Origin of the sequence: Streptomyces sp. NPDC052225, assembly GCF_040679615.1 — a bacterium.
Classification (GTDB): domain Bacteria; phylum Actinomycetota; class Actinomycetes; order Streptomycetales; family Streptomycetaceae; genus Streptomyces.
This window is the reverse complement of the sequence record NZ_JBFAVD010000002.1, coordinates 381,100-393,356: the sequence shown is the minus strand read 5'-3', so window position 1 is coordinate 393,356 and position 12,257 is coordinate 381,100. Positions and strand designations below refer to the sequence as shown.

Below are 12,257 nucleotides of genomic sequence, written 5' to 3'. Positions count from 1 at the left end.
CCGATTCTCCCCCCACTCGCAGTACCCGTACGCGGCAACCGCTCTCCCCGTGCCGCACGGCCCTGTCTTGTCATCCGCACACCATCATCGGAGAACCCCGCAATGACGCACGCCCCCGCAACCGAGGGCATGGACAACGGCGCCGGCCCGGCCGCCGAGGACATTATCGACAAGCCGCACAACTTCGGCCTGATCTTCGGCGCCCTGATGCTGACCATGCTGCTCGGCGCGCTCGACCAGACCATCGTGTCCACGGCACTGCCGACCATCGTCGGCGAGCTCAACGGCATCGAGCACATGGCGTGGATCACCACCGCCTACATCCTCGCCGCCACCATCGGCATGCCGGTCTACGGCAAGCTCGGCGACCTCATGGGCCGCAAGAACATCTTCCTGGCCGGCATAGCCCTGTTCCTGGTGGGCTCGGTGGTCTGCGGAATCGCCCAGAACATGGGCACGCTGATCGCGGGCCGCGCCCTCCAGGGCCTCGGCGGCGGCGGTCTCATGATCACGTCGCAGGCGATCATCGCCGACCTGGTGCCGCCGCGTGAGCGCGCCAAGTACATGGCCCCCATGGGCGCCGTGTTCGGTCTCTCGTCCGTCGTGGGCCCGCTGCTCGGCGGCTGGTTCACCGACGAGCACTCCTGGCGCTGGGCGTTCTGGGTCAACCTGCCGCTCGGCATCCTGGCCTTCTTCGTCGCCGCCGTCGCGATCAAGCTGCCGCGCAAGGCCGTTCAGGTCTCGCTCGACTACCTCGGCACGGTCCTGATGGCCGTGGCCGTCACCTGCACGGTGCTGTTCGCCTCATGGGGCGGCACGCAGTACGAGTGGTCCGACCCGCTCGTCATCGGCCTCGGCATCGGCGCGGTCGTCGCCTGGGTGCTCTTCTTCGTCGCGGAGAAGCGCGCCGAGGAGCCGGTCATCCCGCTCCACCTCTTCCGCAGCCCGATCTTCAACGTCGCCACGCTCATCGGCATGATCGTGATCGGCCTCGGCATGTTCGCGATCGTCGGCTACATGCCCACGTATCTCCAGATGGTGTACGGCAAGTCGGCCACCGAGTCCGGCCTGCTCCTGATCCCGATGGTCGTGGGCATCATGGGCACCGCCCTGCCGTCCGGCGCGATCATGTCGAAGACCGGCAAGTACAAGATCTATCCGATCGCCGGCACGGTCATCATCATGCTCGTCGCCTACCTGATGTCGACGCTCGATGTCTCGGACCCGGTCTGGCTGGTCTGCGTGTACGTCGGTCTCGCCGGCGCCGGTGTCGGTCTGATGATGCAGACCCTCGTCCTCGCCGTGCAGAACGACTTCCCGGGCTCGGAGGTCGGCACGGCCACCTCGGCGAACAACTTCTTCCGGGAGATCGGCGCGACGCTCGGCACCGCCGTCGTCGGCGCCGTGTTCGCCAGCCGCCTCACCGACAAGCTCGCCACCAGCATCCCGGCCGAGGCCGCCGCCAAGGTCGGTGACAGCGACTCGCTGACCCCGGCCCTGGTCCGCGCCCTGCCGACGGAGCTGCGCGAGACGGTCGTCAACTCCTACCAGGAAGCCCTCGTCCCGATCTTCCTGTACCTGGTGCCCGTCTTCGCCGTCGGCCTCGTCCTCGCCTTCGTCCTGAAGGAGAAGCCGCTCGCCGACAACGCCGACTGGCACGCGCAGAACGCCGGCCCCGCGGACAAGGCGCCGGAGCCGGAGCCGGTCGCCTGACCCGTCCCGCCGCCAGGTCCCGTGCCCCCGTCGCGCTCACCGTGCGACGGGGGCACGCGCATGTCAGCCGCCGACGAGCCACTTCCCGTCCCGCATGAGATCGCGGCCGGCCAGCTCGTTCGCCTCGCGCCACGCCTGGACACGGACCGGCGTGATCCGGAAGTACAGGTACGGCCCGTCGCTCTTGCGCGGATCGAACCCGCTCTTGCGCGCGAACAAGTCCCCGAACTCGGGCGTCACCTCGTCGTCGTGCAACACCTCGCACGTCCCGGCGACATGCACCACGTCCCGGGTGGTCCCGATCCCGAGCTGCACGGCGCCCGACGCCACGAGGTTGCGGGCGAGGGGGTTGCTCGCGCGCGTGGACACGTACAGCGCGCCCTCGTGCCAGAGGAACGACAGGGGCATCATGTACGGCGCGCCGCCCTCGACCCCGGCCGTGGCGACCCAGGCGTCGACGTCCCGCTCCAGCCGGTCGAGCGTGTCCTGCGTGCGCTGCTCCACCGAACGGGCGGGCGCGGGCTGTGACATGGGGCCTCCTCAATGCGGTACGGGTGCGGTCGTGGTGCAGCGTGACAAAGGTGCCGCCGCCGCGTCCAGGCGGAAGGGTGAGGTGCCGGCCTGGCCGGGCCGTGATGGCTCGCCCGCCGCAAGGAGCCGGCGCTGTGGCGGGAGCGGCCCGAGGAAACCGCCGGCACGCGGTAGGGCACGCCCAGCACCCTCACGCGGGGGGCGCCGCGTAACACCGTACGGCGACCAACTCGTCGGGTCCCCAGGCCTGTTGACCCGCGCCGAGGAACTCCCAGCCGAGCCGCTCGTACAGGGCGACGGCCGCCGCGTCCGTCGTGACGACGTCGAGGACCGCGCGGGTGCCGAGCCGGGCGGCTTCGCGCGCGGCCCGTGCCAGAAGCGCCGCGCCCACCCGGCGGCCTCGGGCCTCGGGCGCCACGAACAGGCGGCCGACGACCGTCGCGGAGCCGGTGGTCAAGGCCGGCGCCACGTCTCCCGCGCCCGGTGCGGACAGCGCCACATGCCCCACGATCCGCTCCCCGGCCTCCGCCACCCAGGCGGCCGTCATCCCGTCCACCCTCAGCCAACCCGCCGGGTCCGCAGGCCAGTTGGTGGGGTAGCCGTCCTCGGCGTGCACCCGCGCGAGCGCGTCCGCGCAGGCCGCCATGTCGTCGCGCCGCCGCGCCCGCACCCGTACGTCGTCGGTCCGTTCCATCGGGGCATCGAACCACACGGCCCACCATGGACTACGGTGCCGACGTGGATCTCTTCTCCCGTTCATGGGCAGCGCTGCGCGAGGCCGTCGCCGGGCTGCCCGATCAGGATTTCGCGCGCCCGTCCGGCTGCACCGGCTGGCTGGTGCGCGATCTCGCCTGCCATCTCGTGATCGACGCGCAGGACGTCCTGATCACGCTCGTCACCCCCGCCGACACCGAGCCGACCGCCGACGCGGCGGGCTACTGGCACGTGGCCCAGGAGCCGCCGACCGGCACCGACCCGCTCGACGCCCTCACGGTGCGGCTCGCCGCCGCGTACGAGGACCCGGCGCTGCTCACCTTCCACCTCGACGACGTGGGTGCCGCCGCGGGCCGCGCCGCCGGACTCGCCGACCCCGACGCCCTGGTGAGCACCCAGGACATGGTGCTCACCGTGCGCGACTACCTCACCGCGTACGTCCTGGAGTGGACGCTTCACCACCTCGACCTGGTCGCCCACCTGACCGGCGTGCCGGGCCCGCCCGCCGAGGGGCTCGCCGCGTCGCGGGCCCTCCTGGAGCGGATCGCCGGCGCCCCGTTCCCCGCGTCGTTCACCGATGCGGACGCCCTGCTGATCGGTACGGGACGCCGGCCGGCGAGCGACGCGGAGACGGCTCAACTTGGCGCACTGTCAGGCACGTTGCCGCTCGTGCTCGGCTGAGTCAGCAGGAACCGTCCGACACCTGGAGCCCGTTGCCCGAACCCGCCGTGCGGGCGACGATCGCGGGCACGCACGACGCCGCGTCGGGCGAGAACGCGTAGGGGACGGAGACGGTGGTGGTGGACGTCGGGTTCGGGCCCGCCGGGTGGTTCTCGTCGCCCGGCGCCGACCACGTCACATTGTTGAAGACGTTGCCGCTGACCTGCCAGTATCCGGTGGCGTCGGTGTAGAAGGTGCCGAGGACGTCCTTGGAGTCCTTGAAGTAGTTGTTGTCGACCTTCGCCTTGGCCCCGGCGCGGGAGTTGATGCCCGACTCGTTCAGGCTCACGTAGTAGTTGTTGTACATATGGGCCGTGCCGCCGCGCAGCAGCGGGGCGCGCGAGTCGATGTTCTGGTACAGGTTGTGGTGGTAGGTGATGAAGCTGTTGGACAGGTCGCTCTCGCTGGAGCCGACCAGGCCGCCGCGGCCCGAGTTGCGCAGCGTGCTGTAGGACAGGGTCACGTACTTGGTGTTGTTCTTCATGTCGAAGAGGCCGTCGTAGCCCTCGTCCTCGCCGCCCGACGCCGCGAGGTCGACATGGTCGACCCAGACGTTGTGCACGTTGCTCTCCATGCCGATGGCGTCACCGCCGTTGGACGTGGGGGAGCCGGACTTCTTGACGTTCTTCACCGTCACGTTCTGAATGATGATGTTGCTCGACTCCCGCAGGTGGATGCCGAGTTGGTCGAAGACGGCGCCTGAGCCGACCCCGACGAGCGTGACGTTGCTGATCTGCTTGAGCTCGATCACGCCGTCGGCCGTGTTGCAGCTGTCGCCGGAGACCTTGCTGGTGTTGGCGTGGTTGATGGTCCCCTCGACCTGGATGGTGATCGGGGTGGAGCTGGAGGCGCGATTGCAGAGCGCGGCGTGGATCTGGGTCCCGGTGGTGGCCCGTACGGTCGTGCCGCCGGCGCCGCCCGTCGTCCCGCCGTTCTGGGTCGCGTAACCGGTGGCGCCCGCCGCGGCGGCCGCCGCCTGGCTCGTCGACACCGCCACACCGATCCCTGCGGCCAGTGCGGTCGAGGCCAGCGCCGCGGTCAGTCGCAGGGCTACGGGTCGTCTCATCGTGATCTCCCCAATGCGTCGTCGAATACGGGGTGTTGCGGGTTCGTGTCGGTGTGGTCACGACGCGGGGAAAGGTTGCCGGGTCGTAGGCGATTCGTTGTGAAGAGCCGGTGCCGAATCTCTTGACGCCCTGTGTTCGGGAGGCTTAACTCACAACCTAAATTAAGCCCTGAGGCGTTCATTGCTTGAACTCATCATGCAGTGCGCGCTGTTGGGGTTCCTCCGGATAAGGGACGCCTGGAGCCATGAGCAGAATCCGAGTCGCCGCAGTCTGTGCCGCCACCCTGTCGCTCGCCCTCACCGCGACCGCCTGCGGCGGTGGCTCGTCGACCGGGGGAGGGTCGAACGACTCCCCGAAGACGCTGACCTACTGGGCCTCGAACCAGGGCGCCAGCATCGCCGTCGACAAGAAGGTCCTCCAGCCGGAGCTCGACAAGTTCGAGAAGCAGACCGGGATCAAGGTCAAGTTGGAGGTCATCCCCTGGTCGGACCTGCTCAACCGGATCCTCACGGCGACCACGTCGGGCCAGGGCCCCGACGTCCTCAACATCGGCAACACGTGGAGCGCCTCGCTCCAGTCGACCGGAGCGCTCCTGCCGTGGGACGCCAAGACCTTCGACAAGATCGGCGGCAAGGACCGGTTCGTCGAGTCGGCGATCGGCTCGGCCGGCGCCGAGGGCAAGGACCCGGCCGCCGTGCCGCTGTACTCGATGTCGTACGCGCTCTACTACAACAAGAAGATGTTCAAGGACGCCGGGGTAGCCAAGCCCCCGACGACCTGGGACGAGGTCGTCGCGGCCGGCAAGAAGATCTCCAAGGGCGGCAAGTGGGGCCTGGCCGCCGAGGGTTCGAACCTGTCCAACAACATCCACCAGGTCTTCGTCCTCGCCAAGCAGCACGGCGCCGACTGGTTCACCGCCGACGGCAAGCCGGACTTCACCTCGGACGGCGCCGTCGCGGCCGTGAAGCAGTACGTCGACCTGATGGCCAAGGACAAGATCATCGCGCCGGGCAACGCCGAGTACGCGCAGAACCAGTCCCTGAGCGACTTCTCCAAGAACAAGACGGCGATGGTGCTCTGGCAGGCCGCCGCCTCCACCTTCAAGTCGCAGGGCATGAGCGAGGACGACTACGGCGTCGTGCCCGCGCCCGTCCAGTCCGGGGCCCCCGGCCAGGGACAGAACGTGAACTCGATGGTCGCCGGCATCAACATCGCCGTGTTCAAGAACACCAAGAACCTCGACGGCGCCACCAAGTTCGTGAAGTTCATGACCAGCGACGAGGAGTCGAAGCTCCTCAACAAGACGTACGGCTCGATCCCGCCGGTCAAGGCCGCCCAGGACGACCCGGCGTTCGACGCGCAGGCCACCTCCGTCCTCAAGAAGACCCTCGGCACCAGCGCGGCCCCGCTGCCCCAGGTCGCCGACGAGTCGCAGTTCGAGACCGCCGTCGGCACGGCCGTGAAGGAGCTCTTCGCGGACGCCGCCGCCGGCAAGCCGGTCACCACGGCGTCCGTGAAGGCCGCGCTGACCAAGGCCCAGCAGTCGATGCCGAACAAGTGAGTGCGGAGAACCTCATGACCACGACCGCCACGTCCCCCGCCGAGGCGGGGGAGGGGCGCGCCGTCGGCAAGAACTCCCCCGGGGCGGTGGGCGGTCAGCGCCGCCGCCCCGGGCGGATCCGCCGGATCGGCCTGCCGTACCTCCTGCTGCTGCCCGCCCTCGTCCTCGAGGTCCTCGTCCATCTGATCCCGATGGTCATGGGCATCGTGATGAGCTTCCGGGAGCTGACCCAGTTCTACATCCGCGAGTGGTCCACCGCCCCGTGGGCCGGCTTCGACAACTTCAAGGTCGCCGTCGACTTCGACGCCCCCGTCGGCCAGGCAATGCTCCACTCCTTCTTCGTCACCTGCCTGTTCACGATCCTGTCCGTCGGCCTGTGCTGGGCGATCGGCACGGCCGCGGCCGTCTATATGCAGGAGACGTTCAAGGGGCGCGGCATCCTGCGCGCCATCTTCCTGATCCCGTACGCGCTGCCGGTCTACGCCGCCGTGATCACCTGGGTGTTCATGTTCCAGCACGACAACGGCCTGGTGAACCACGTCCTGCACGACCAGCTGGGCGTCACCGACAAGCCCTCGTTCTGGCTGATCGGTGACAACAGCTTCTACGCGCTGCTCACCGTCTCCGTCTGGAAGGGCTGGCCGTTCGCCTTCCTCATCGTCATGGCCGGACTCCAGAACATCCCGAAGGAGATGTACGAGGCCGCCGCCCTCGACGGCGCCGGTCTGTGGCAGCAGCTGCGCCGCATCACGCTCCCGTCGCTGCGCCCGGTCAACCAGGTCCTCGTCCTGGTGCTGTTCCTGTGGACGTTCAACGACTTCAACACGCCGTACGTGATGTTCGGCAAGGCGGCGCCGAAAGCCGCCGACCTCGTCTCCGTGCACATCTACCAGTCGTCGTTCGTCACCTGGAACTTCGGCACCGGATCCGCCATGTCCGTCCTGCTCCTGCTGTTCCTGCTCGTCGTGACGGGCGTGTACCTGGCCCTCACCTCGCGCGGAAGGAAGACCGCCGATGTCTGACACCACCGTGCGCCACCGCTCGCCGATGGCGGCACCCCGCTCCTTCCTCTGGTCCCGGCGGATCTTCCTGACCCTGCTCACCGGCTTCGTCCTGCTGCCCGTGTTCGTCATGGTGTCCAGCTCGCTCAAGCCGCTCCAGGACGTCCAGGGCCAGTTCCGCTGGATCCCCAGCGGCCTGACGATCCGTCCCTACATCGACATCTGGTCGACGGTGCCGCTGGCCACGTACTTCACCAACTCGGTGATCGTGGCGGGCTCCGCGACGGTCTGCTCGGTGATCATCGCTGTGTTCGCCGCCTACGCGGTGAGCCGCTACCGCTTCCGCGGCAAGCGCGTCTTCACGGTGACCGTCCTGTCGACGCAGATGCTGCCGGGCATCCTGTTCCTGCTGCCGCTGTTCCTGATCTACGTCAACATCGGCAACGCCACCGGGATCGCCCTGTTCGGCTCGCGCGGCGGACTGATCCTCACGTACATGACGTTCACGCTGCCGTTCTCGATCTGGATGCTCATCGGCTACTTCGAGTCGGTGCCGCGCGACCTCGACGAGGCGGCCCTCGTCGACGGCTGCGGCCCGCTCGGCGCCCTGTTCCGGATCATCGTGCCGGCCGCGATCCCCGGCATCGTCGCCGTCGCCGTCTACTCGTTCATGACGGCCTGGGGCGAGGTCCTGTTCGCCTCCGTCATGACGAACGAGCAGACCCGCACCCTCTCGGTCGGCCTCGGCGCCTACGCCAACCTCAACGACGTGTACTGGAACCAGATCATGGCCGCCTCGCTCGTCGTCAGCGTGCCCGTGGTCGCCGGCTTCCTGCTCCTCCAGCGCTACCTCGTCACCGGCCTCACCGCGGGTGCTGTCAAGTGACCACTTCTGAAAGGAACTCCGTGTCCGACTCCCTGGACCTCGCCGCCTTCCCGCACGACTTCCTGTGGGGCACGGCCACCTCCGCGTACCAGATCGAAGGGGCCGTGGCGGAGGACGGGCGCTCGCCCTCGATCTGGGACACGTTCTCGCACACCCCGGGGAAGATCGACAACGACGACCACGGCGACGAGGCCTGCGACCACTATCACCGGTGGCGCGACGACATCGCCCTGATGCGTCAACTCGGCACGAACGCCTACCGGTTGTCCGTCGCCTGGCCGCGCGTCGTCCCCGGCGGCGACGGCCCCGTGAACCCCAAGGGCCTCGACTTCTACGACCAGTTGATCGACGCGCTGCTCGCCGCGGGCATCACCCCGTCCGTCACGCTCTACCACTGGGACCTGCCGCAGGTCCTCCAGGACCGGGGCGGCTGGCCGGTCAGGGAGACCGCCGAGCACTTCGCCGCGTACGCCGCCGTGGTCGCCGAGCGGCTCGGCGACCGCGTCAAGCAGTGGACGCCGCTCAACGAACCGCTCTGCTCGGCCTGGATCGGTCACCTCGAAGGGCGGATGGCGCCCGGCCTGACCGATCTGACCGCCGCCGTGCGCGCCTCGTACCACCTGCTGCTCGGCCACGGCCTGGCCACGCAGGCGATCCGGGCGGCCGTGCCCGGCGCCGAGATCGGCATCGTCAACAACCTCGCGCAGATCGAGCCCGCCACCGACCGCCCCGAGGACGTCGCCGCCGCCCGCCGGATGGACGGCCACGCCAACCGCTGGTGGCTCGACCCGGTGCACGGCCGCGGCTTCCCCGCCGACATGCTCGACGTGTACGGCGTCGAACTCCCGGAGAAGGCAGGGGACCTGGCGACCATCGCGGCGCCGCTCGACTGGCTCGGCCTCAACTACTACTTCCCGTCCGCCGTCGCCGACCACCCGGCGGGCCCGGCCCCGTACGCGGACGCCGTGCGCCGCCTCGGCGTCCCGCGCACCGGCATGGACTGGGAGGTCGACGCCGACGGCATCGAGTCCCTGCTGCTCCGCCTCACCCACGAGTACGGCGCGCGCAAGCTGTACGTCACCGAGAACGGCTCCGCGTACCCGGACGTCGTACGCCCCGACGGCACGGTCGACGACTCCGAGCGCGAGGACTACCTGGTCCAGCACATCGCGGCCTGCGCCCGCGCGATCCGCAAGGGCGCCCCCCTCGCCGGGTACTTCGCCTGGTCGCTGCTCGACAACTTCGAGTGGGCGTACGGCTACGACAAGCGGTTCGGGCTCGTGCACGTGGACTACGCGACGCAGGCCCGCACGATCAAGGGAAGCGGCCACCGGTACGCGGACCTGGTGCGCCGCCACGGGGCACGCGCCCGGCGCGCCGCCTGACAGCAGTGGGGCCGGGGCGCGCGACACGCGCGCCCCGGCCTCATGCCTCACGCCAGCGAGAGGAACAGCTTCTCCAGCTCGTCCTCGGACAGCGGCGGCTGCTCGCCGTCCGCCGCGTTCATGCAGTCCCGCATGCCGGAAGCGATGATCTTGAATCCGGCGCGGTCCAACGCCCGTGACACGGCGGCCAGTTGGGTCACCACGTCCTTGCAGTCGCGGCCCGCCTCGATCATCGCGATGACCCCGGCCAGCTGTCCCTGCGCGCGGCGCAGACGCTTGAGGACCGCGTCCATCGCCTCCGGGTTGCCCGTGCCGCTCATGCGCGCAGGGCCGCGCGCGCGGCGTCCAGGGCGCCCGGCGCGGGCCGGTTGAACGGCAGCTTGCCCAGCATCGCCGCCATGCCGCACGTGTTGCTCAGCCCGGAGTAGACCAGGCCCGACGCGATCCCGGCGGCGAGCAGCCGTGCCTTCGGCGCGCGCTGGCCGAGCGCGAGACCGAGCAGGACGAGCGACCCGGCGGTGAACCGCACCTGGCGGTCCATCGCCCAGACGCCGCGACCCGCGTGCGCGGCGGTGTCGACCGGCAGCCCGTCGGCCGTCCAGGCCTGGGTGCCGCCCGCGAGACCGACGGCCTCGACGCCGGCGTCGGCGAGCTTGGCGCAGGCGGCGGCGGAGCGCTGCCCGGCCGCGCACACGACGACGATCCGGCGCCGCTCGGCCGCCTCCCGCAGGTCGGGCAGCAGGGCGTCGAGATGGTCGGCCGGCACGTTCACGGCGCCCGGCACATGGCCGGCCGCGAACTCGCCGGGGGACCGCACGTCGACGACGAGGGTGCTGTCGGCGGACCGGGCGTGCAGCTCGGCCGGGGCGAGGGTGGTGCTCATGTCTCTCCTGTTCGGGGGTTCGGACGTTCGGAGGGGGGTCGGGCGGGGGTGGGGAAGGGGTCAGGCGGCCTGGCCCGCGGACCAGGTGGCGTACCCGCCGTCGAGGTTGGCGGCGTCACGGCCGAGCCCGGCGAGCAGCCGCAGCGCCGTGTGGCCGCGCAGCCCCACCTGGCAGTGGACGACGAGGTCGCCGTCCGGCAGCTCGGCGGTGCGCTCGCGCAGTTCGTCGAGCGGGATGTTGACCGCGCCGGGGATGGCGCCCCGGGCGTGCTCGGCGGCCGTGCGCACGTCGACGACGGTGGTGCCCGCCTCGCGCAGCGCGGCCATCTCGTGCCACTGGACGGTGCGGTCCGTGCCGGTGGCGAGGTTCTCGGCGATCATCCCGGCCATGTTGACCGGGTCCTTCGCCGAGCCGTACGGGGGAGCGTAGGCCAGCTCCAGATCCGCCAGCTCGGGCGCGGTCAGGCCGCCCGCGATGGCGGTGGCGACGACGTCGATCCGCTTGTCGACCCCGTCCGTGCCGACCGCCTGCGCACCGAGGATCCGCAGGTCCGACGGGTCGAACAGGACCTTGAGGGCGATGGGCGACGCGCCCGGGTAGTAGCCCGCGTGCGAGCCGGGGTGCAGATGCAGCGCCTGGTACGGGCGGCCCGCCGCGCGCAGCCGCTTCTCGTTCCACCCGGTGGCCGCGGCGGTGCGCCCGAAGACCTGGACGACGGCCGTGCCGGTGGCCGGACGGGCCGCCACCGGACGCCCGGCGATCGCGTCGGCGACGAGGCGGCCGTGCCGGTTGGCCAGGTTGGCGAGCGGCACGAGCGTGCTCTCACCGCTGAGCCCGTCCCGCTTCTCCGCCGCGTCGCCCACCGCGTAGACGGCGGGGTCGCTGGTGCGGCCCGTCTCGTCGACGGCGATGCCGCTGCGCGGGCCGATCGTGAGGCCGGCGGAGCGGGCGAGAGCGACATCGGGCCGTACGCCGATCGCGATCAGGACGAGGTCGGCGGGCACGGTCGTACCGTCGTCGAGGAGGACGTCGTGCTCGCGCACCTCCTTGAGCTGGGTGCCGAGGGCGAGCCGGACACCACCGGCGCGCAGCTCGTCGGCGAGCGGCGCGGCCATCTCCGGGTCGAGCGGCGGCAGCACCTGCGTACCGAGCTCCACGAGCGTCACGTCGAGGCCCCGGCGGCGCAGGTTCTCCGCCGCCTCCACGCCGATGAACCCGGCGCCGACGACCACCGCCGAGCGCGCGCCCGCGTCGAGCCGGGCGGCGATCCGGTCGGTGTCGGAGACGTCCCGCAGCGTGAACGCCCGCTCCACACCCGGCAGTTGCGGCACGAACGGGCGCGCTCCGGGGCTCAGCACCAGTCGGTCGTACGACTCCTCGTACTCCTCGCCCGTCGTGAGGTCCCGCACCCGCACCGAGCGCGCCGCCGGGTCCACGGCGACGGCCTCGCTGCGCACCCGCACGTCGAGGCGGAAGCGGGCGCGCAGCGCCTCGGGCGTCTGCACGAGCAGCGCGTCCCGCTCCTCGATCACACCGCCGAGGAAGTACGGCAGCCCGCAGTTGGCATAACTGACATGCGCGCCGCGCTCCAGGACGACGATCTCCGCCTGCTCGTCCAGCCGGCGCAGCCGGGTGGCCGCGGACATGCCGCCCGCCACGCCTCCGATGACCACGACCTTCACAACAACCTCCTGCTGACTCTCGTGACTCTATACCCCCGAGGGTATCAGAAATACCCCCGGGGGTATTAAGTGGAGCCGGTCACTCCAGCCGGGGCCGAACTCGCCGGAAAGCC

At 70.5% G+C, this 12,257-nt stretch carries 11 protein-coding genes and 1 pseudogene; 6 read left to right on the top strand and 6 right to left on the bottom strand.

The features are described 5' to 3' along the window. Positions 1-102 precede the first annotated feature (102 nt). Complete coding sequence (locus AB0L37_RS05030; protein WP_365500239.1) at positions 103-1,713, top strand: MDR family MFS transporter; 1,611 nt, start codon at positions 103-105, stop codon at positions 1,711-1,713. A gap of 63 nt (positions 1,714-1,776) precedes the next feature. On the opposite strand, the gene AB0L37_RS05025 is transcribed toward AB0L37_RS05030, so the two are convergent. Both AB0L37_RS05025 and AB0L37_RS05020 read right to left on the bottom strand, forming a co-directional pair. Next, positions 1,777-2,244, bottom strand: coding sequence for a pyridoxamine 5'-phosphate oxidase family protein (locus AB0L37_RS05025; protein ID WP_365500236.1), 468 nt, complete (start codon positions 2,242-2,244; stop codon positions 1,777-1,779). A gap of 190 nt (positions 2,245-2,434) precedes the next feature. After that, positions 2,435-2,938, bottom strand: a complete 504-nt coding sequence (locus AB0L37_RS05020) for a GNAT family N-acetyltransferase (protein ID WP_365500233.1) — start codon at positions 2,936-2,938, stop codon at positions 2,435-2,437. 44 nt (positions 2,939-2,982) lie between these two features. Here AB0L37_RS05020 and AB0L37_RS05015 point away from each other — a divergent pair, with 44 nt between their 5' ends. Next, positions 2,983-3,639, top strand: a complete 657-nt coding sequence (locus AB0L37_RS05015; protein ID WP_365500230.1) for a maleylpyruvate isomerase N-terminal domain-containing protein — start codon at positions 2,983-2,985, stop codon at positions 3,637-3,639. A gap of 4 nt (positions 3,640-3,643) precedes the next feature. On the opposite strand, the pseudogene AB0L37_RS05010 reads toward AB0L37_RS05015, so the two are convergent. Continuing rightward, positions 3,644-4,744 (bottom strand): annotated as a pseudogene (locus tag AB0L37_RS05010) (pectate lyase); the annotation flags it as partial. Between the two features lie 245 nt (positions 4,745-4,989). Between AB0L37_RS05010 and AB0L37_RS05005 the strand changes: the two are divergent. The 4 genes from AB0L37_RS05005 to AB0L37_RS04990 are packed head-to-tail and all read left to right on the top strand — an operon-like array spanning position 4,990 to position 9,578. Further along, on the top strand, positions 4,990-6,306 hold the full coding sequence (locus AB0L37_RS05005) for a sugar ABC transporter substrate-binding protein (protein WP_365500227.1): 1,317 nt from the start codon (positions 4,990-4,992) through the stop codon (positions 6,304-6,306). 14 nt (positions 6,307-6,320) lie between these two features. Next, positions 6,321-7,328 carry a sugar ABC transporter permease gene (locus tag AB0L37_RS05000; RefSeq protein ID WP_365500225.1) on the top strand — a complete coding sequence of 336 codons (1,008 nt, stop codon included), beginning with the start codon at positions 6,321-6,323 and terminating at the stop codon, positions 7,326-7,328. Continuing rightward, complete coding sequence (locus tag AB0L37_RS04995) at positions 7,321-8,193, top strand: carbohydrate ABC transporter permease (RefSeq protein WP_365500222.1); 873 nt, start codon at positions 7,321-7,323, stop codon at positions 8,191-8,193. The genes AB0L37_RS05000 and AB0L37_RS04995 overlap by 8 nt, the downstream gene beginning before the upstream one ends. A gap of 20 nt (positions 8,194-8,213) precedes the next feature. Further along, on the top strand, positions 8,214-9,578 hold the full coding sequence (locus AB0L37_RS04990) for a GH1 family beta-glucosidase (protein ID WP_365500219.1): 1,365 nt from the start codon (positions 8,214-8,216) through the stop codon (positions 9,576-9,578). A gap of 47 nt (positions 9,579-9,625) precedes the next feature. Here AB0L37_RS04990 and AB0L37_RS04985 read toward each other — a convergent pair whose 3' ends face one another. From AB0L37_RS04985 to AB0L37_RS04975, 3 genes are read right to left on the bottom strand one after another with little or no spacing between them, the layout of a single operon-like run. Beyond that, positions 9,626-9,898 (bottom strand): metal-sensitive transcriptional regulator, encoded by a 273-nt coding sequence (locus AB0L37_RS04985; RefSeq protein WP_365500216.1) that lies wholly within the window; start codon positions 9,896-9,898, stop codon positions 9,626-9,628. Beyond that, positions 9,895-10,461 (bottom strand): rhodanese-like domain-containing protein, encoded by a 567-nt coding sequence (locus tag AB0L37_RS04980; RefSeq protein WP_365500213.1) that lies wholly within the window; start codon positions 10,459-10,461, stop codon positions 9,895-9,897. The genes AB0L37_RS04985 and AB0L37_RS04980 overlap by 4 nt, the downstream gene beginning before the upstream one ends. A 60-nt stretch (positions 10,462-10,521) precedes the next feature. Further along, positions 10,522-12,144 (bottom strand): FAD-dependent oxidoreductase, encoded by a 1,623-nt coding sequence (locus tag AB0L37_RS04975; protein ID WP_365500211.1) that lies wholly within the window; start codon positions 12,142-12,144, stop codon positions 10,522-10,524. Positions 12,145-12,257: the final 113 nt, after the last annotated feature.

Coding starts and splice junctions, on each gene's coding strand:
- AB0L37_RS05030 (WP_365500239.1), top strand. CDS start 103: ATGACGCACGCCCCCGCAACCGAGGGCATGGACAACGGCGCCGGCCCG.
- AB0L37_RS05025 (WP_365500236.1), bottom strand. CDS start 2,244: ATGTCACAGCCCGCGCCCGCCCGTTCGGTGGAGCAGCGCACGCAGGAC.
- AB0L37_RS05020 (WP_365500233.1), bottom strand. CDS start 2,938: ATGGAACGGACCGACGACGTACGGGTGCGGGCGCGGCGGCGCGACGAC.
- AB0L37_RS05005 (WP_365500227.1), top strand. CDS start 4,990: ATGAGCAGAATCCGAGTCGCCGCAGTCTGTGCCGCCACCCTGTCGCTC.
- AB0L37_RS05000 (WP_365500225.1), top strand. CDS start 6,321: ATGACCACGACCGCCACGTCCCCCGCCGAGGCGGGGGAGGGGCGCGCC.
- AB0L37_RS04995 (WP_365500222.1), top strand. CDS start 7,321: ATGTCTGACACCACCGTGCGCCACCGCTCGCCGATGGCGGCACCCCGC.
- AB0L37_RS04985 (WP_365500216.1), bottom strand. CDS start 9,898: ATGAGCGGCACGGGCAACCCGGAGGCGATGGACGCGGTCCTCAAGCGT.
- AB0L37_RS04980 (WP_365500213.1), bottom strand. CDS start 10,461: ATGAGCACCACCCTCGCCCCGGCCGAGCTGCACGCCCGGTCCGCCGAC.